The 20,635-nt window shown below is 35.6% G+C and carries 15 protein-coding genes; 11 read left to right on the top strand and 4 right to left on the bottom strand.

Annotated features, from left to right (window positions below):
• Positions 1-43: 43 nt before the first annotated feature.
• From ACTJIP_RS12710 to ACTJIP_RS12695, 4 genes are all read left to right on the top strand, one after another.
• Complete coding sequence (locus ACTJIP_RS12710; protein WP_219072734.1) at positions 44-3,949, top strand: response regulator; 3,906 nt, start codon at positions 44-46, stop codon at positions 3,947-3,949.
• Between the two features lie 12 nt (positions 3,950-3,961).
• Complete coding sequence (locus ACTJIP_RS12705; protein ID WP_047423117.1) at positions 3,962-4,315, top strand: response regulator transcription factor; 354 nt, start codon at positions 3,962-3,964, stop codon at positions 4,313-4,315.
• Positions 4,316-4,465: 150 nt separating this feature from the next.
• Complete coding sequence (locus ACTJIP_RS12700; RefSeq protein ID WP_180563796.1) at positions 4,466-5,389, top strand: HEAT repeat domain-containing protein; 924 nt, start codon at positions 4,466-4,468, stop codon at positions 5,387-5,389.
• On the top strand, positions 5,383-8,820 hold the full coding sequence (locus ACTJIP_RS12695) for a sulfatase-like hydrolase/transferase (protein ID WP_440704658.1): 3,438 nt from the start codon (positions 5,383-5,385) through the stop codon (positions 8,818-8,820). Before ACTJIP_RS12700 ends, ACTJIP_RS12695 begins: the two co-directional genes overlap by 7 nt.
• Here ACTJIP_RS12695 and ACTJIP_RS12690 read toward each other — a convergent pair.
• Positions 8,817-10,049, bottom strand: a complete 1,233-nt coding sequence (locus tag ACTJIP_RS12690) for a YaiO family outer membrane beta-barrel protein (RefSeq protein ID WP_180563798.1) — start codon at positions 10,047-10,049, stop codon at positions 8,817-8,819. The genes ACTJIP_RS12695 and ACTJIP_RS12690 overlap by 4 nt on opposite strands.
• A 191-nt stretch (positions 10,050-10,240) precedes the next feature.
• On the opposite strand from ACTJIP_RS12690, the gene xth reads away from it, so the two are divergent.
• The gene (gene xth, locus ACTJIP_RS12685) at positions 10,241-11,014 is read left to right on the top strand and encodes an exodeoxyribonuclease III (protein ID WP_440704657.1); all 774 of its coding nucleotides are present in this window, start codon (positions 10,241-10,243) and stop codon (positions 11,012-11,014) included.
• A 94-nt stretch (positions 11,015-11,108) separates the two neighbouring features.
• On the opposite strand, the gene ACTJIP_RS12680 is transcribed toward xth, so the two are convergent.
• Entirely contained in the window at positions 11,109-11,897 is a 789-nt protein-coding gene (locus tag ACTJIP_RS12680; RefSeq protein ID WP_180563800.1) for a LexA family transcriptional regulator, read from the bottom strand.
• Between the two features lie 448 nt (positions 11,898-12,345).
• On the opposite strand from ACTJIP_RS12680, the gene ACTJIP_RS12675 reads away from it, so the two are divergent.
• From ACTJIP_RS12675 to ACTJIP_RS12665, 3 genes are all read left to right on the top strand, one after another.
• Entirely contained in the window at positions 12,346-12,630 is a 285-nt protein-coding gene (locus ACTJIP_RS12675) for a bacteriocin-like protein (protein WP_047374658.1), read from the top strand.
• 482 nt (positions 12,631-13,112) lie between these two features.
• Positions 13,113-14,606, top strand: coding sequence for a BspA family leucine-rich repeat surface protein (locus tag ACTJIP_RS12670; RefSeq protein WP_077417216.1), 1,494 nt, complete (start codon positions 13,113-13,115; stop codon positions 14,604-14,606).
• A 124-nt stretch (positions 14,607-14,730) separates the two neighbouring features.
• Entirely contained in the window at positions 14,731-15,741 is a 1,011-nt protein-coding gene (locus ACTJIP_RS12665; RefSeq protein ID WP_180565741.1) for a phosphotransferase, read from the top strand.
• Between the two features lie 25 nt (positions 15,742-15,766).
• Here the strand turns inward: ACTJIP_RS12665 and ACTJIP_RS12660 are convergent, their stop codons facing one another.
• Complete coding sequence (locus tag ACTJIP_RS12660) at positions 15,767-16,135, bottom strand: winged helix-turn-helix transcriptional regulator (RefSeq protein WP_228408832.1); 369 nt, start codon at positions 16,133-16,135, stop codon at positions 15,767-15,769.
• 70 nt (positions 16,136-16,205) lie between these two features.
• Here ACTJIP_RS12660 and ACTJIP_RS12655 point away from each other — a divergent pair, with 70 nt between their 5' ends.
• From ACTJIP_RS12655 to ACTJIP_RS12645, 3 genes are all read left to right on the top strand, one after another.
• On the top strand, positions 16,206-17,030 hold the full coding sequence (locus tag ACTJIP_RS12655) for an SDR family NAD(P)-dependent oxidoreductase (RefSeq protein WP_077417210.1): 825 nt from the start codon (positions 16,206-16,208) through the stop codon (positions 17,028-17,030).
• A gap of 10 nt (positions 17,031-17,040) precedes the next feature.
• Positions 17,041-17,433: a DoxX family protein gene (locus tag ACTJIP_RS12650; RefSeq protein WP_077417208.1), complete on the top strand. Its 393-nt coding sequence runs from the start codon at positions 17,041-17,043 to the stop codon at positions 17,431-17,433.
• Between the two features lie 381 nt (positions 17,434-17,814).
• Positions 17,815-18,144, top strand: a complete 330-nt coding sequence (locus ACTJIP_RS12645; RefSeq protein ID WP_077417206.1) for a DUF2845 domain-containing protein — start codon at positions 17,815-17,817, stop codon at positions 18,142-18,144.
• 80 nt (positions 18,145-18,224) lie between these two features.
• Here ACTJIP_RS12645 and ACTJIP_RS12640 read toward each other — a convergent pair whose 3' ends face one another.
• Positions 18,225-20,453 (bottom strand): TonB-dependent receptor domain-containing protein, encoded by a 2,229-nt coding sequence (locus tag ACTJIP_RS12640; RefSeq protein ID WP_440704656.1) that lies wholly within the window; start codon positions 20,451-20,453, stop codon positions 18,225-18,227.
• Between the last annotated feature and the right edge of the window lie 182 nt (positions 20,454-20,635).

The following is a 20,635-nucleotide window of genomic DNA, read 5'->3' as shown; positions in this document are numbered from 1 at the left end:
TTAATAATCAAAAAAGAAAAATCTCTAATTGTTGAAATAATATATGAAGAAGTATCCAATTCCTGCGAATGAAGAAGCCCGAATGAAGAAACTGGAGTTTTATGATCTTTTAAACCTGGAAAAAGATCCCCAGTTAGACATTTTTGCAGAAACGGCATGCCTTGTGACCGACTGTCCTGCAGCGCTTATTGCAATGATGGAAAGTGAAACTCAAACCATCCAAAGCTGTGTGGGGCTTGCCCTGGATTTTGTAGACCGGAAAAACACGGTATGCCAGTATTCTATTGCAAGCGGGGATGTTGTAATTATTAATGACACTTTATTAGATGAAAGGTCTTCTGACAACGCAATAATTCTAGCGGGAGGAATTCGGTTTTATGCAGGAGTTCCTTTGGTTGATGATGAAGGATTCGTATTAGGAACCATCTGTGTCATCGATTATAAACCAAAAACCATTACAGACAATCAGATTTCAACCCTGAAAAAAATAGGTGAGGCGATTACAAAAGTTCTGATGGGGAAAAGAAAAAACATTCAGGCTGAATATTTTCAACAAACCTTCAGTATTTCCAATAACCTGATCTGTGTTTTGGATAAAGATTTCTCTCTAAAAGATGTCAATCCGACTTTTGAAAGTGTATTTCAATTGGAGAAGTCTCAGGTCATTGACCGGGATTTTCTTAGTGTTCTGGGCAGTCATAACTCCCAGCTGCAATTACTTACCAAAAATCTGCCCACTACAGAGGAAGAAGTAACATTTACCACTTCTACAAACATTGGTGATACACAGACTATTATAGAGTGGTACCTGAAACTGAATCAGGATCATTCTGAAATTTTCTGTTTTGGAATCAATATTACTCAGCGCATCGAAGAGAAACTGAAACTTGAAAGTTCTGAACGCCGTTTCAGAAGCTTCTTCGAAAATGCAATAGGACTGATGAGTATGCATGATATGGAAGGGAATATTACTGCTGTAAACGAAAAAGGCAGAGAAACCCTGCAGTATTCTGCAGAAGAAGTGGAAGGACTGAATCTGAGAGATCTTGTTCCTGAAAAAAACTGGCCTCTGTTGGAGCAGTACCTGGAAAGAATCAACAAAAACCAGGAAGATTTCGGAACCATGATTTTGAAAACAAAAGGAGGTGAAGAAGTGATCTGGATGTACCATAATCTGGTAGAAATCAACAAAGAAGGAAAACCTTATGTAGTAAGTACCGCGCTGAATGTTACCGAAAGAATGACGTTGGAAAAAGATCTTGTTCATACCAAAAAAATGCTGGAACAGACAAGTGCTGTAGCCCAGGTGGGAGGATGGGAAGTGAATCTTAAAAAGAATACCGTATTTTGGTCACAGTCAACCAGAGAAATACATAAAATAGACAAAACATTCCAGCCTGATCTGGAAAATGCGCTGGGCTTCTATAGTGAAAACAGCCGCGAAAAACTGAAATTATTATTCGAAAGAGCTGTAAAAGAAGGAGTTCCTTACGATGAAGAATTACAGCTTGTCCGGAATGACGGTGTGACGATCTGGGTAAGGGTAAAAGGAATACCGGAATTTGAAGAAGGGGTCTGTATCAGAGTCTACGGAATCATTCAGGATATTGATAATTTCAAAAAAATCTACCTTGAGCTGGCCAAAAAAGAGGCGATGCTGCAGTCATTCGTTACATATGTTCCTGCAACTGTGGCTATGTTTGACAAAGATCTTAATTACCTTTCTGTAAGCAGCAGCTGGAAAAATGAATTCCAAATGAATGACATCAGGCTTCTCGGAGAAAATATGTTCAAGATTTCTCCTAATGTACCGGATGAAAGGATAAAGATCTACCAGGATGCCCTGGCAGGAATTGCCTATAAAAATGAAGATATGGCAATAGAAGTTCCCGATAAAGAAATAATTCAGCATTATAATATTGAAGTTACTCCATGGTATCTTTCTACTCGTACAATAGGCGGAATTATTGTTTCTGCACAAAATATTACAGCATCGGTAAGAATCAATAAAGAGCTTAAAAATGCCAAGAAAATGGCCGATATTGCCAATAAAGCAAAATCTGAATTTTTAGCCAATATGAGCCATGAGATCAGGACTCCGCTGAATGGTGTTATTGGTTTCTCTGATCTTCTGTTAAAAACGCCGTTGAATGAGATACAGACTCAATACCTCAATTATATTAATGAATCCGGAGAAAATCTGTTAAACATCATCAATGACATTCTTGATTTTTCTAAAATAGAATCCGGAAAAATGGATCTTTCCATTGAAAAATCCAATGTATATGATATTGTAAGCCAGGTGATCAATGTGATCCTTTACCAGTCGCAGAAAAAGAATATAGAATTACTGTTAAATATAGAGCAGGGACTTCCTGAAACCATCTGGGTGGATGAATCCAGATTGAAACAGATTCTGATCAACCTCCTCGGAAATGCTGTCAAATTTACCGCACAGGGAGAAATAGAACTTAAAGTGGAAAAGCTGAAAACTGACAATAAAGATATCACATTAAGATTTTCAGTCCGGGATACGGGAATTGGTATTCCCAAGGAGAAACAACACTTTATTTTTGATGCCTTCACACAAGAAAACGGCTCTATCAGCAAACGTTATGGCGGAACAGGACTTGGCCTTACTATCTCGAACAATATTCTGAAATATATGGGAAGCAGTCTGTCTCTGGTGAGTGAGGTTGATAAAGGTTCTGTTTTCTATTTTGACATTCAGATCCCTTGTGAAATGACAGAACGCCCTGAAGATGAAGATCTGAAAATAAACAGAGTTCTTATTGTTGATGATAATGAAGCCAACAGAGTGATTCTTCAGCATATGCTTGCCTATAAAAATATAGATTCAAAGCTGGCAGCCAATGGTATGGAAGCCCTTCAGATACTTCTTGCAGGGGAACGTTTCGATGTCATTCTTATGGATTATCACATGCCAATTATTTCGGGGCTGGAAACGATAGAAAAAATCAAGGAACTGTTTAACAAACAAAACGAACTTTCACCTCTGATTATCCTTCACACTTCTTCTGAAGAGCATGATGTCATCAATTCTTTCCGTCAGGAAAACAATTCTTACTTCCTGCTGAAGCCTATCAAATCTGAAGAGCTGTATAAAACATTGAAACAGGCTGTAAAGTACACAGAAAAGGAAATCAGCCAAATTCCACCGCCAGAAACAGAAGCTTCACCACTGATGCAGGCACCTCAGGTTTTGCTGGTAGATGACAACCCCGTAAATATGGTCCTGAACCACAAAATGATGCGTTCATTGATTCCAGATGCAGAACTCACAGAAGCAACAGATGGTCTTCAGGCTTGGGAACACTGCAAAGAAAAAACATTCAATATCATTTTAATGGATGTTCAGATGCCGGTAATGGACGGTATTGAGGCAACAAAACAAATCCGTTTACTGCCTGGCTATGCCAGTGTTCCTATTATTGGAGTAACAGCCGGAAATGTGTTGGGTGAAAAGGAAAAATGTATAAATTCCGGAATGAATGATTTTCTGCCTAAACCTTTAAGACAGGCCGATCTCCTGGAAATGCTGAAGAAATACTTGATGAATAAAGATCACATGGTTTCTGAGGATGCTCTGGATCATTCAAAACATCTGGATATCAATCTTTTGAATGAACAAATAGGTGATGATGATGAAGATTTCAGAAAAGTATTTTTGGACCTCGTAATACAGCAGCTTACTCAGGCTGAAGAAGATATTAAAAAAAGCACAGCTGAAAAAGACAGTACCAATCTGAAATTGATCCTTCACAAACTCAAAGGAACTGCCGGAACTGCCGGACTGCTAAAGCTTACAGAATATACTGCAAATTGGGAAAGAAAAACAGATCCAGATATGGATTTTGCTTCCATGGAACAGGAAATTATCCAGGAAATAACTACAGGACTACAATTAATTAAACATTTAATACAATAAAAAAATAAAACTATGTTGATTCTAATCGCGGAAGACGATGAACTGATTCTAAAAACGATAGAGCACAAATTATTAAAAGAAGGGCATGAAGTGATCCTCACCCGCAATGGTAAAGATGCTATCGAAACCCTTAAAACCAAAGAGGTAGATCTGGCTATTACAGATATTATGATGCCGTTTGCCTCCGGAATTGAAATACTTTCAGCCATCAAAACGATGGACAAGCAGATCCCCGTGATCATGCTTTCCAGTATGGGGCAGGAGGAAGTGGTACTCAATGCTTTTGACCTCGGAGCTGCCGATTTTATAGTAAAACCATTCAGTCCCAATGAATTGATATTAAGAATTAAAAGATTTTCAAAATAAATTACATTCATGTTTCTCACCACTTCCGTGCATTTTCTTTTTCTCGTATTTCTGGGAATGTTGTCCTTAGTACTCTTACTGATCATAGCCGTACTCATTTACAGCTTTTATCAGTATAGAGAATCTGTCCATATTTTCAAATGGTCGGAAATGATCAATAAAAGAATCTCAGAAGTGATTGTATATGGTGAAGAAACCTATGCAGACAGCAACTTTTCATCAGCATCCGCAAATCCTTTATTCAGAAATTTATTCCTTCAGAAACTGGCAGAATCCGAGAAGAAATTTTCCGGTGCAGCACAGCATAAACTTAAAGAGCTTTTCCAGGAATATGGCCTTCAGAAGGAAGCTTTAAAAAAATTGAATCAGAAAAAGATACATTTAATTGCAGGAGGTATACAGGAGCTTACAGCGATGAATGTGGAAGAAGCACTGCCAAAGATTTCTACATTTTTAACACATCCTTCAGCACAGGTTTATCAGGAAGCACAATATGCCATGGTTCATTTTAAAGGATTTGAAGGACTTCATTTCCTTACCAGCTTTTCAACAAAAATATCAGAATGGCAGCAGCTTCGTCTGCTTATTTCAGTCACCAGTATTCCTGAGAACTCCAACGATAGTATTAAAAGCTGGGTTGAAAGTTCAAACGATTCAGTGGTCATTTTCACCCTTAAACTATTAAGAAAATTCCAGGTATTATCTCTTTATCCTACAGTCGCTGACTTACTGGATCATCCCTCTGTTGAAGTGCGGATACAGGCAGTACAGACATTATTATCCCTTGAAAATCCTTCAACTGTTGCTTATCTAATGGAAATGTATCCTCATCAACCTTTTGAAGTACAGAAAGAGATCCTGAAAGTAATGAGGAAGTCAAAAGACCAATGCTCTGTAGATTTTCTGAAAGATCAATTGTTAAAAGACACTGATTCAGGAATAAAGGTTTATGCAGCAGAAGCCTTATGCTCAATGGAAAAGCAGGACTACCTGATAGAAATATCTGAAAAAGAGACCTCATCAGAAGAATTAATTCAAATCATTAAATACGCAGTACAGGAAAAAGTATGTTAGAATTCTCACACATCATCTATGAAGTTGTTATCTGGTTGTTTCTGATTTACGGAACAGCAATAACCCTTATCTATGGCTGGATAGGAATTTATGCACTTGGAGCTGTACTCCGTTATAAAAAAGAAAATACATTTACAGATTACAGCCTTATTGCGGCAAACCCCAATGCTCCGGTATTCAGCGTTATCGCTCCGGCTTATAATGAGGGAATGACCATTGTAGAAAATGTTCGCTCTCTGCTATCCCTTTATTACCATAACCTGGAAATTATTATTGTAAATGACGGAAGTAAGGACGACTCCATCCAAAAGCTTATCGAGGCTTATGAATTGGAATCCATAGCTTACTTCATTCAGGGAAAAATAGAAACCAATACCGTAAGAGGAGTTTATAAAAGTAAAAACCCTGCCTTTAAAAAGCTGATCGTTGTTGATAAAGAAAACGGAGGAAAAGCAGATGCTCTGAATGTGGGAGTGAATATTTCTTCCGGTGAATACCTGGTTTGCATTGACGTAGATTGCATTCTGGAGCAGGATGCGATTCTGAAACTCGCAAAACCAATGCTGGAGCAGACCGATAAAAAGTTTATCGCCTGCGGTGGAGTTATTCGTCTGGCCAATAACTGCGTGATAGAAAATGGTAAAATAGTAAGTGTCAATATGCCGAAAACTCTTTTGGGCAGAACCCAGGCATTAGAATACATCAGAGCTTTTGTACTCGGACGTATGGCGTGGTCCAGGGCATCAGGACTGATCCTAATCTCCGGTGCTTTCGGAGTTTTTGACAGAAATATTGTACTCGCCTGCGGCGGTTATGATAAAAATACGGTGGGAGAGGACATGGAGCTGGTGGTAAGAATGAGAAAGTACATGGAAGAAAAGAATGAACCTTATGAAGTACTTACCATTCCGGATCCTTTATGCTGGACAGAAGTCCCTGAATCTAAAGATATTTTGAGAAAACAGCGCAACAGATGGATGCGCGGAACGATGGAAACCCTGTGGAAGCACAGAAAAATGATGTTCAATCCGAAATATGGAAAATTAGGAATGGTCAGTCTTCCTTATTGGTTCTTTTTTGAATTTCTGGGTCCGCTAATCGAATTTTCAGGATATATCATCTTTATTATTTTTTTACTGTTGGGAATTATTAACTGGCCATTCTTTACGGTTCTGTTTGCCCTGGTGATCTCAATGGGATTTCTTTATTCTATCTATTCAATATTAGTGGATCTAGTAAGCCACCAGGTTTATACCAAAAGAAAAGACTTCCTCACCCTTATTGTAACGGCTTTTTCCGAACCTTTTTATTTCCATCCTATCGTGGTAAAAGCAGGAGTAAGCGGATTTATAGATTATTTCAAAAAATCCCACGGATGGGGCGAAATGACAAGACAGGGCTTCAATCAAAGCACACAGCATTTACCTTTCAAAGAAAGAATGTATGCTATTCTTCAGTCTGGTCTTAAAAAATGGGGAATACTCACATTAGTGTTCTTTGCCTTGTTTTTAGTGGGAGTAACCGCAGAGTGGTTGTGGTACCGGTATAGTTTTTCCAAATTTAACACCTCTGCAATTGTTGGAAACCTTTTTACAGAGAATATTTTATTTGCCCTCAGACTCACATTTTGTGTTGGAATTACTTATCTCATCATCAATTTCATCAGAGAAGGCTGGGCAAAGACTCTGGCTATTGCAGCTTTACTTATTGTGACCGTTACCCAATATATTTTATTCCTGTATTTCTCAGAAACCCGCAACGTATTGGGTGCAGACCTTTTATACTACAGCAAAGAAGAGATGAAGCAGATTTTACAGGCAAGCGGAATGCTTAATTTTAAGAACTTTGCCCTGATGGGTATTTTAATAACAGCCTCTTTCATTCCTATATGGATAGCCGGTAAATCAGCTTTGAAATCCATCTACCCGGGACTTGTATTGCTTGCTTTCGGGTTTGCAGCCTTTTTTATTCCCTCCAATATATTAGGATCCAAAACCTTGAACTCTGAGAATGAATTTAACCAAAATGCGGCAAAAAGTAAATGGGCTTATTTCCTTAAATCCAATGAGGACAATTTCATCAGCGATCATCCTGAACTGAATGAATTACTGAGCGAAAATGAAGATTTCACCACCAATGCCGAAATGCTCAATAAAAATTTCCCTTTCTGGAGGAAAGAAAATACCCCGGATTTTTTAGGGTCTTATTTTAACAGATCTGAGAAAGTTCCCAATCTTGTTTTCCTTGTCATGGAGGGGTTCGGACATGCCTATACTTCCCCAAAAGGATATATCGGTAACTTTACTCCCTATCTGGATTCTTTATCCAACAAAGGATTATATTGGGAAAACTCGTTAAGCTCAGCAGGAAGGACTTTTGCCGCATTGCCATCAATCACAGGATCACTTCCTTTTGGAAAGAATGGCTTCCTTGAAATTGAAAAGACACCGGAAAACTTCAATCTTTATAACATTCTGAAAGCAAACGGCTTTGAGACAGGTTTTTATTATGGAGGTCATACATCCTTTGACCGTTACCGTGAATTCCTGGAATATAGCGGGGTAGACCATATCACAGATGAAACCTCATTCGGCAGTCCTTACCGTAAGCTTCCTGCCAATAACGGAGAAAGCTGGGGATATGAAGATCAGGCCGTTTTTGGTAAGATGCAGCAAGAACAAAAGCCACAGGATAGACCGTATTTCAATATGATTCTCACCCTTTCAACGCACAATCCTTTTTTAATCAACAATAAAGATTATTATGAAAAACTGTACAATCAAAGACTGAATTCAGGTATTTTAAATTCTGAACAGAAGAAATGGGCCGCAGCTCACAAAGACCAGTTAATTTCAGTTCTTAATGCTGATGATGCCATTAAAGATTTCTTCAAAAAATACAGCAAACGTCCGGATTTCAAGAATACCATTTTTGTGATCACAGGAGATCACAGCATGCCTGAAATCACACTACAGGCCAAGATTGATAGATTCCATGTGCCATTATTGATCTACTCACCCTTATTGAAAGAATCAAAACGTTTCTATAAAACCGTAAGTCATTTTGATATTGCTCCTTCTATTTTAGCTTATTACAGAAATAATTATAAAATCAGCACACCTGCTACAATAACATGGGTAGGAAGAGGATTTTCTCCGGATTCTGAAATCAGCAAAACCGGAATTCCAATGATGCAGAGTAAAAACCAACTTATTGATTTTGTCTCTGAAAAGTATTATATCCATGACGGACAGCTTTTTACCCTGAAAAATATGGAAGAAGATGCTTCCAATGATAATGCAGCCCTGAATAAGATGAATGGCAGATTTAATCAGTATAAAAGCATGAATTCCCAGTTTTATTCTACTAAAAAACTGATGCCTGATTCGGTAATGGTGAACTTTAAGAAAAAAGTAAAATCAAAGTTTTAAAACTTTCTGGTGTAGCCTAATGTAATATCAAACTGATTCCCTTTTTCTCCCGGGCGGTATTCCTGGTTATAATACATTGTTCCCACTGAAAACAGATTGGAATGGTAGGAGAAATTGTATTCACCTCCAATTTTAAAAGTTTTAAGCTTAAAGGTTTCGTTTTCCAGAAGATTATTACGGTTTTCTTCCGGGCTGATCCCGGTTCCGATCTGAAAAGCAAAATAATCCTGAGCACCTTTTGTATAATACCTTACAGTTCCCGTATAAGAATGTGAAATATTCTTGCTGTCAGGAGTGATATAAGTACGCAGGTTAAACCAGAAATTTTTATAATATTTCCCTATAGCAGCGGTATACATCCAGATACTGCTGCTGAAATAAAGCTGACGGTAACCTAATTCTGCTTCAAAACTATGGGGAAGGTTTGCATTCAGAGAAACTCCGGTACGGTACTTCGGAAACAATCCCACATCATCAGAATATCCTCCGCCAACATACAGGTAGAACATTTTAGAAAGCCTTGGGTATGCCTCCAGTTCAATCTGTGTGCCGCCCTCGGCAAATTTATTGGCATAATTTCCGCGAACAATCACGGAACCAATAGGAGTAACTCTCTTATAACTTACTCCCACAATATGCCAGTCGTTATCAAACTGTTTGTCAAAATGAGAATAATTATAAACAATTCCTATTGCATTTTTAGACGTAAGCTCATTTATTCTTACTGCAAGAGCTCTTGCTTCAGTGTTTTTAGGATTGATGAATAAAAGAGTACTTACAGCTTTATCTGCTTCCTCGTAATTATCCTTTCCAAAATATACTTTCGCTTTCAACAGTAATAATGTTTCAGATTTAGCATGATAGGAAAGTCCTTTATCTATGATTTCAATAGCTTTTGTATTCTGATCATTCCAATATTCCAATGAAGCATAAGCCAGAAAATAATCTTCATCCTGAATCTCTCTTTTTCCAAGCTCTTCAAATATAGCCCTTGCGGAAACCAGATCTTTATTCCAGGTATATAGCCTTCCCAGGAAAACTGAAATATCAGTATAATTGGGAGCTTTTTCCAATGCCTCTTTGGCCAGAGCAATAGATGCAGGATAATCTTTCTGTTCAAAAGCAGCGGTTCGGGCTTTAAGGAATAGTTCATCAGCTGATAAATTCTGCTGACTGTACATTGTGATTGGAAAAAGTAAAGCAAATAAAAAGGTTGAATATCTTTTCATTGAAAGTTTAATTATTAATGAACTACATCTGGTATCACAAATATATTGAACTTTTACATCACAACCCAGAGATTATTCGTCAAACCTTATTTTTTTTAGATTATTTTTCAATTAAACAATGCTTAAAAAGCAATTATGATGGAATAATTATTGCCATAATTAAAAAAAATTAATTTCTTCAAAATTTCATTATGAAAATAGCCACATATAATGTTAATGGAGTCAACGGCCGCCTGCCTGTTTTATTGAAATGGCTGAAAGAAGCCTCTCCAGATATTGTCTGTCTTCAGGAACTAAAAGCACCTCAGGAACGTTTTCCTGTAGAAGAAATTAACAAAGCAGGTTATGAAGCTGTCTGGAATGGACAAAAAAGCTGGAATGGAGTTGCTATATTGGCAAAAAACAAGGAAATTACAGAAGTACAAAGATCTTTACCGGGAGATCCTGAAGACATTCAAAGCCGTTATATTGAAGTGATTATTGATAAAATGGTCATCTGCTGTCTTTATCTCCCGAATGGCAATCCTTATCCAGGACCTAAATTCGACTATAAATTATCCTGGATCAAACGTTTTAAAAGAAGAGCCAGCCAACTCATCACCATGGAACTTCCCGCCATCCTTATCGGCGATTTTAATATTATTCCGGAGCCTATTGATGTGTACAAACCTGAACGCTGGGAAAATGATGCCCTGTTCAGAACAGAAGTAAGAAAAGCGTATAAAGATCTTCAGAAGAAAGGATGGCTTGATTCGATACGAAGTCTTTATCCCGAAGAAAAAGTATACACATTCTGGGATTATCTATATAAAGCTTATGACAGGAATGCAGGCATAAGGCTGGACCATATTTTATTAAGTTCTTATCTACAGAGCCGGCTGAAATCAGGTGGAGTAGACAGCCATGTGCGCGGCTGGGAGAAAAGCAGCGATCACGCTCCGGTATGGATTGAACTTGCGGACTAATTGTAATTCAAGAATTGCAGGATCATATACATTATAATATGCTCCTGGTTTATAAAATCAGGAGTATACAATATATAATACGTTGGTATGAATACTAAGACTGTTTTCGGCGGCGACCAGAAACCTTTTTATCAAGATCCCTGATGTCCTGTCTCAGTTCGCGGAACATTTCTTTAAAATTATAACTTTCATAGTCACCAGGCTCAAAATCTTCCGGGAAAATTCCTGAAGCATACTGCCAGATTTCTACAACTTCCTCAAACGGAATCTCATAAGACTCATAAAAAGAATTGTCAGCACTTACACAGATTGCATTTTCTTTTCTTTCCTTAAAACGTTTATAGGTAATCCCGTCATTCAATGTTACAAAAACATAGGTTTTTCCCTGTTTCAAATCATTGATTCCTTCCACATATTTTCCTACAATATAAGACCCGTTTCTGAATGGAGGCATAGAATCTCCATCTGCAGGGAATGCCCTGTATTTTCCATTAGTAAGAAAGGGAAGAGCGATACGCTGAAGGCTCTCAATATAATCTACATCACTGTAACCTTCCAGATATCCCATAGAAGCTTTTTGAGGGATAATTTCTATTGTATCATTTCCATGGGTATCTACTGCCACAGGAAGAACAATTCTGTTGTCAGGCAATTTCAGCATATCATCCATAGGGTACTTCTGGATATCTACGGACAGCATAAGATCAATGCTTACATGAAAATATTTAGAGATTTTTATAAGAAGTTCGATAGGAGGTTCAGATATTCCGTTTTCATATTTTGAATAGCGAACTCTGGAAATCATCAGTTCATCAGCTACATTTTGTTGGGAAAGCTTTCTCCTGGCTCTTAAGAAGCGTATATTATTTGAAAAAATTGACATTGATAAAAATATGTAAGCAAAAATACAAAATTTGAATGCGTTACCAACCACCGAAGCAGGTTTTACTATAAGATATAAGGAAATTTCACCACTAAGGTCTCCATTTTTACTAAAACGGGTAAATTTTCATGCCTGGATATTTAATTTCCGCACGCTGAAAATTGATTTATGAACAAATATAGAAGGCTTTACATAGTTTAAACAATAATCATCAATAAATAGAATTTAGTGCATAAATAATAACTCTAAATTTCATAAATTGAGTTATTATTTTTAACATTTAGTAAATCAATCACATATAAGTGAAAATCATATTTATACTAAAAAACATATATATTAATGAAATATTAAATAATAAAAACATATAATTAATTTATTGAAAATAATTTGCAATTGTATTATTATTATTCATATATTCGTGATGTAATAATCATATAAAATTATAGTTATGAAAAACTTAAAAAAATTAGACAGAAACGAATTAAAAGCTATTTCAGGTAACGGATTACTAGATCCAATCGGTACTTTACTAGGTGGACTAGGAGGTGTAGTTGGTGGAGTAGTAGGCGGAGTAGGTACTATCGTAGGTGGTGTAGTTACTGGCGTAGGATCTACTGTTGGTGGTGTAGTTGGCGGTGTAAGCACTGTCGTAACTAACGCTTTATGCCAAACACAATGTGTTGTAAATGGTGTAATTCACATCAAATTACTTGAGTGTGGTTCTACTTGCTAATCTGCAAGAATAGACATTAAAAATCATTCCGCTCTTTTCAGAGCGGATTTTTTTTATATCCCAAACAGAAAATAAAAGCAACGTATTACACTTACAATCAATCATTTATTTTTATTTTGAGATCTTTTGATTGAAAGAATATCAATCCTGAGCTTCCTATGCCGGCATTTCATTACTGAATGTACGTTTAGCCTATAAAGACAACCGTTTATCCCTGGAATTAATATTTCAGCAGGTATGAAAATAACAATATAAATAATCTCATTTCTGCAGTTGTCATTCAATGATAGCTGCATATTTTTTGTGGTTTTTTATAAGGCTAATTAATCAAAAAAATATTAAAAAAAAGTAATAAAATTTTAATACGACATGTTTTGACGCTGCGCGTCTATATCTTTATGTTAGAGATAAGATAAAGAATCCCGGGAAATTATTGTCTTACTAATCCAAAATTAACTTTTTTAACAACTATTTTTTAAATTATGCACAAAAAACAACTAGTAATCATTTTTCTATTTCTATTTTTCTGTTCTTATGCACAGACTGAATTTATTACTTTATGGAAACCTAATGTAAATGGTACCATTGACCATGCAATATCTTTTGGCGGTACAGGAACCAATTATACCATTAGCTGGGAAGAAGTGGGATACCCACAACATAATGGAGTCCTTAATTCTGTTACATCCAATAGCACCAATCCGATTACCATTCTTTTTGGACCTTCATTACATACAAACCCTATCCAGGCAACCTACAAATTGAAAGTATACAATGGCAACGGGCTATTTTACGGGTTCAGGGCCAGTACAAACTTTATTGATCCTAATGCTAATCTGGAACTCACCGAAATCAGTCAGTGGGGAGACATCATTTGGCTTCAGCAATTTAATCAGGGATTTGCGGGCTGTCCAAACCTTAATGTAACTGCTGCAGACATTCCCAATCTAACACAAATAAACAATTTATCGGAAATGTTCTATAATTGTTCATCTTTGATCGGAAATAATTCATTTTCAAGTTGGAATACAAGTACAATTACTAATATGAGTAATATGTTTAGCAGAGCAAAGCTATTTAACCAGAATATTGGAAGCTGGAATACAGCGAATGTAAAAGATTTTAATGGAATGTTTTCTTTTGCCTCTGCTTTTAATCAGAATATTTCCGCCTGGAATACTGCATCCGGAACTAATTTCTCTGCAATGTTCAAAGATGCAGTAGCTTTTAACCAGCCATTAAATTCATGGAATACATCAAATGGTGTCAATTTTCGCTATGTATTCTCTAATGCAGCAGCATTTAATCAACCTCTTAATAACTGGAACACCGCTAAAGTAACAGATTTTGAACATATGTTTGAAAATGCAGTCTCATTCAACCAGCCGATTGGAAACTGGAATGTAGCCAAGGTTAGTTATTATTCAGGTTTTAACATGTTTAATGGTGCTGTACTTTTTGATCAGGATCTTTCCGGCTGGAATATCCGACTTCAGAATTTCTTCGGAGGATCAATCGCTTTCGGATTAAAAAATTCCGGTTTATCATGTACAAACTATAATAATTTTCTAATTGCTCTCAATAATAATCCTACATGGGCGAACACAACATTAACATCTGGAAGTATAGATGCAACAGGGCTGATCTATTCTACACCGCAGGCCATTATGGCAAGAGCTCAATTGGTTAACAGAGGCTTTACTATTGTTGGAGACACTTATAACCCGGGATGCTACTTATCAACAGCAGAAGTTTCAAAAAAACTAAAAACTCCAGCTTATCCCAATCCAACAACAGGAGTGATAACAGTGGAGGCAGCTGTAAATGAAAATGTTTCTTTATATGATATCAACGGCAAACTCATTAAAAATGTGACGTTTATAAAAGGAAAAAACACGATCGATCTTACCGGATATCCCTCAGGGAATTATCTATTAAAAGGCGAAACTATTTTCAGTAAAATAATTAAGAAATAATAGATCAGCCGAAAGGTTACCTCTATCAATTAAGCTCCAAGGTCTTTGTACTTTGGAGCTTTAATTTTAAGTGTGTTATATTTGTGTCAACTAAGAAGAATAACCAACGACTCACTAAGAATTGATGACAGAGAAATTCCCCACAATAAACAGTACACTTTCACCAAATGTGCTCGGCAAATTTATTCAACGAAATTATGGACTAATTGACAAAACGGAATGCAGCATATTTCGGCTTGCTATGAATCATTTATACATTGTTCATGATGATGAAAACAAATACGTTTTTAGAGTGTACACCCATAACTGGCGGACAAAATTAGAAATTGAGGAAGAATTAAGACTTTTAATCCTGCTAAAAGAAGCAGACCGACAAGTTGCTTTTCCAATAGCTGATCAATCGAACAAATTTATTCAAGAAATTGATGCTCCGGAAGGAAAGAGATTGGGCGTTTTATTTTCGTATGCTAAAGGCATAAAGACAGCAAAATTTTCATCCCAAACAAGTTTTCTAATTGGACAGGCATTAGCAAAAGTTCATCAGTCCACAGAAAATATTGAACTGATGAGAATGTCTTACAATGTTCAAAACCTGCTTAAGAACCCTGTCTTAAAAACAAAAGAATTCTATAGTAAAAATGTTGCTGAAATTGAATTTTTAGAAACCCTTTCTGCTTTTTTAATGCTAAAAATGGAAAATACAGACAAACAGAAAATGAGATATGGAGCCGTTCATCTTGACGTTTGGTTTGACAATTTGCACATTGACGATGAAAAGGAAATAACATTTTTTGACTTTGATTTTTGTGGAAACGGTTATTTATGCTTTGACATTTCTTATTTCCTGTTTCAGCTATTTACTACCAATTTGAACGAAGAGGAATATCAGGTAAAAGCAGATAGTTTCATAAAAGGTTACGAGACTGTAACTAAAATTAGTAGCGAAGAGAAAAAGTTTTTACCCTACGCATGTTTAGCAATTATGACCTATTACATAAGCGTTCAGTGTGACAGATTTGAATATTGGACAAATATTTTCCTGAATGAAGATCATTTAAAAAGAATGGTTGGAAATTTAAAACGATGGATTGTTTACAACCACATTGAGATTAATAACAAACTTGTAACAAACTAAAAGGGATAGGTTTAACAGTTATTATCTACTCATTTCTGTATTTTTTCCCCCAGTATCTTAGGGTTATCAGCACATCCTGAAGGCTTCTGCCTTTATCACTGATGCTGTAATGAACCCGGGGAGGCACTTCTTTATAATCTTTCCGGATGATAAGTCCTTCATCCTGCAGTTCTTTAAGCTGTTTGATCAGCATTCTTTCGGTAATGTTATGCAGCCTCCCTTTTATTTCAGAATAACGGAGTTCATCATTATCCAGCAACGAAGCCAGTATGCCCACTTTCCATCTACCTCCGATAACTGATAAGGTATAGAACATCCCGCAGTTTTTAATAAGGTCTGTTTCGTTTAAAAAATTTGTTGAATTTTCTTTTCTCATATACATGGGTGGGTACATACAATTTTGTAGGTACTTGTTTATGGTAAAGGTATAAAATATTTTTGTCTAGATATAAAACAAAATTAAAATGGGACAAAAAGTATGGCTAATTACAGGTGTTTCCAAAGGATTGGGAAAAGAACTTTCAAAACAAATCCTTGATGCCGGGGATATTGTTATAGGAACTGTGCGGAATGAGGAGGATCAGCAGACCTTCGACAAGAATGTAAATGCAAAATCTTTTATTATTGATCTTGCCAAAACAGATCATATTGATTCACTTATTAAGGAGGTCATTGAACAATACGGTCAGATTGATGTTTTGGTAAACAATGCGGGTTTCGGTGTATTTGGAATGATTGAAGAGTTTGAGGAACAGGAGATTATCAGGCAATTCAATGTCAATTTTATGTCTGTATGGAAACTTTGCCAGGCCGTCATTCCATATATGAGAAATAAGGGACAGGGAGTGATTGTGCAGCTTTCTTCAAGGGTTGGCATTACGGCTGGTATTGGGAACGGTATTTATGCAGCCAGTAAATTTGCTCTTGAGGGAATGAGTGAATCACTTGAACAGGAAGTGAAACAATTTGGTATAAAAGTGTTGCTGGTAGAGCCTGGTGCTCTGCGTACCGATTTTTTTGGGGAATCTGTGCATTATGTCCGGAACAAATTTCCTCTATATGCAGAAAAATTAGGGGATATAAGGATAAATACAAAAAAGATCAACGGTAATCAACCCGGTAATCCTGTTGCCGCTGCACAGGCTATCATCAGGGCTGTAAATAATGATGTTCCAACCTTCAGGTTACCTCTTACAGCGGGTACTATCGAAACTATGAAAGCTAAAATTGCTGATTTACAGAATTGTATAGCATTAACCGAAGAGATTGCAGTAAGTGTGGATTATTAATAGCTGAACAATGAAAATAACTTTTAAAAACATTCTGTACTGGGTTTTGTACATAGGATACCTGTACATCATAGTACCATCCTCATTGTTTAAAATTTTTCAACGTCCGGCGATGATGCAAAGCATGGAATCATTAGGTTTTAACAAAACATGGACTCTTGCCATCGGAATTGCCGAAGTGATCGGAGTTGTTCTGGTGATTCTGGGACTCTACAGGTCTCAATTCAGAACTATAGGCATATTATTCCTGTTTCCCTTTGCGATTGGTGCCTTTACTACTCACATGGCACATCAGGAGTATCATCATTATGGGCATTCACTCATCATGTGTTGTCTTTCTGCAATCCTTTTATTTTTAGACAACAGGATCAAAATAAATCTTTCCAGTACTAAAAAATTATAAAGAAATAAAGCAGCCTAGAAAATGATCATTTTTTTATCATAATAAAAGTATTCAGCATAAATGAAAGCAAAATACTTTTAATAGATATTTATTTTAATTAATTTAATATAAAATAACATTTTTCAATACTGTATAATACTGATAATGAGCGACTACTATTAATTATTTTTTCTTGTCAAAGTGAAATAATTTATTAATTTAGCTATACAAAGTTTTGTGAAAAAATCAGTAAACAGAAAAGTTCTTTCCAGAGAAGGATTGAAACAAATTTCAGGAAATAGATTTATCTTCCCATGCACTTACAAATGCTGTGATGATAGCTCATTACCACGATGTTCCGATTTTCAATGTCCCGCAGTAGTACAGCCTAAATAATTTAATATGAATGTTTTAAAGTTTAAATTATTAGCATTAATTATAACAGGTATAATGTTAATTTCCTGCTCTTCAAGAAGTAAATTCACCTCTGAATCATTGAGCATTGGAATGACAAAAGAACAGGTTATATCAAAATTTGGAAAACCCTATAAATCTTCATTTACAGAAAATAAAGAAGCCGGAGAAATTAAAGAATCTTTATACTATAGAGAAAGTTTAAATATGGGAAATAGATCAATAACAAATATTTTAACTTTTAAAGGTGGAAAATTGGTTTCTCTTGAACAAGGGCAGGAATCTGAAAACAATTCTCCGGTTATAATTCATCCCTAATCAAATGCTTACTGTAAAAGAAAATTGAGTAGCAACTCTCATCAAATCTGAATTACATTTAGATTAACATAACAATTTTATTATTTTGTTCTGTTTTTGATTTCATCAGAAGCATTATTGAAATCACGTATTTTTTCAATTTTTTTGTTTCCGAAGTTATAAGAGATAGAAATATTTAATTGACGTGGATAGTTATAAATATTGATATAATTGTAGTTTCCGTTTTGTTGCGGATCATTAATTATAACCCTATTGGTATTTAAAACATCATAAACAGTGGCTGCAAAGGTCCAGTCATTCCATATTTTTTTGAGCCCTATTTCCAAACTACCGAGAGGCCTTAACTGGCCCAGTTCTATCTGGTAATTGCCAACGTACCAATAGTTAATACTGGCAAACCATGTTTTAGCCTGATCAAGTCTTATATTATTATTAGTTGAAATTGTTATTCCATTTGATTTTCTGGAATTAATATATGCCGGAAACTTTTCACCTGTTAACGGATCCGTATCAATACTTCCATCATTAATATTATGCTGTAAACCAATACTTACATTGGTATTCCAATACTGTTTAAAAAATGATTTCTGGAAACCGATTGTAAAATTGAATTCTTGACGGTTGCCAAAATTGGTTCTTATATACCTTAATACATTTACATGGCTGCCGTTACTTTCAATTATTCCCTGCAAAGGTATTTGCAGGATAACATCTTTATAATATTTATGACCGACAATGAAAAAATATGAATTTTTGAACATATAATTAAGTTCCTGGGAATAAACTGCGGAAGCTTTCATAAACGGATTATTCTGAACATAATTGGTTTCCGTTAAATAAGTTCTTACAGGGTTTACTTCCCAAAATGAAGGTCTTTTCATACGGCCTGAAAAAGAATATGAAAGATTATGATCTTTATTGATAGAGTAGTTCAGGTTTAGGTAAGGTAAAATATTATGATAGTTTCTCGTAAGATTTTTTAAGTTGTCATCCTGAGCATTATAAGAGTTTCCTTTATTTTGTGTTAATTCATAACGGATTCCGGCTTTTGCAGAGATTTTATCGTTTACTTTTTTTTCAACAGTCAAATATCCTCCGTAAATATTCTCCAGATAAAAAAAATGATTTGGATTTCTAACTGCTACACCGGTAGCCAATTGATATAGACTTGTTTCTGTATCATTATCTGTTTTCGTATAGCTGTAATTTCCTCCAAAAGACAGTGTGAAATCATTTTTAAATTTCTTATAATAATCTACCGTTACAGAAAAACTGTTAATAATCTGTGGTGTTTCCTGAATAATCTGGCTTATATCTTCTCCCATATTTCCATTGGAATCTGATGCTGATGTCGTATTGAGGCCATTCTGTTTTTTTCTGAAGTTTAGATAGGCTGCATTTAGATTTAATTTACTGCCGATAGAATCCGTTTTTAATTCATAGTTTAAATTGACAGAATTATTATAAGATTGAGCGTTTTCATGATTTATGCTTCGGTTGTAAGAAGTTTTCCAGACGGTATCATTTAATACATTTACAGTGTTAAATAAATTGGTAACCGAAGTAAAATTTTTGTTATACCAGTTGTTATAGCTCAATGCAATGCTGCTTTTGTCATTTAAAGCATAATCTATATTCAGATATCCTCCATAGTCCTTGTTCGGAATAGATACGGTTCCTTCCGAACGATTTGAAGCTATATTGCTGCCATTTTCCAATATATAATACTGCCGTTTGGTGTTTTCACTACTATTAAAACTTGAATTAATTCCGAGATTATTTTTTCTGTAATTGATAGAAAATCCCATTCCCGGATTGTTATAATATCCCTGATTATTGCTCATTCTTAAGCTTCCGTTCAAGCCATTTTCTGTTATCTTTTTTAGAATAATATTAATAACCCCATCTGAAGATTCAACTTGAAATTCGCTGCCGGGCATCGTAATAATCTCTATTTTCTGTATGCTTTCAGATGGCATACTTTTTAAAAAGGCTGCCAGAGCATCAGCATCCATTTGATTTTTTTTACCATTGATATATATTACAGCATTTGATTTTCCGGCAATCCGTAAAGTTTTATCATCCATTGATGAAATCAGGGGAGTTTCTTTTAAAAGACTAAAGACCGTAGTCCCTTTTGCTGCCGGGGAAGCTCCTACATCATATATAAACCGGTCATTTTTTCTCTGGAATTTATTTTTTTTCAGTACAATTTCATTTATTTTCTTTGTTGCTACTGTATCTTTTTTTTCTTGTGCAGTTACAATTGTTCCGCTCAGTACAATGATTAAATGGATCAGACGTTTCATATATTTATGTTTTTTATTTTATGCATTACAATGTAGCTTGTTATGCAATATACATGTATACAATTCATGAATTAATCATGAATCTATTTAAATAAGACATTCGAGATATCACAAGTATTACATCGCGAGCCAAATAGTACTGCAGATGTCCTGAATTATAATGAGAAAAGCTATAAACAGAA

It is taken from the genome of Chryseobacterium sp. 22543 (genome assembly GCF_052044565.1).
In the GTDB taxonomy this organism is placed as follows: domain Bacteria; phylum Bacteroidota; class Bacteroidia; order Flavobacteriales; family Weeksellaceae; genus Chryseobacterium.
This window is presented reverse-complemented; position numbering and strand designations above follow the sequence as displayed.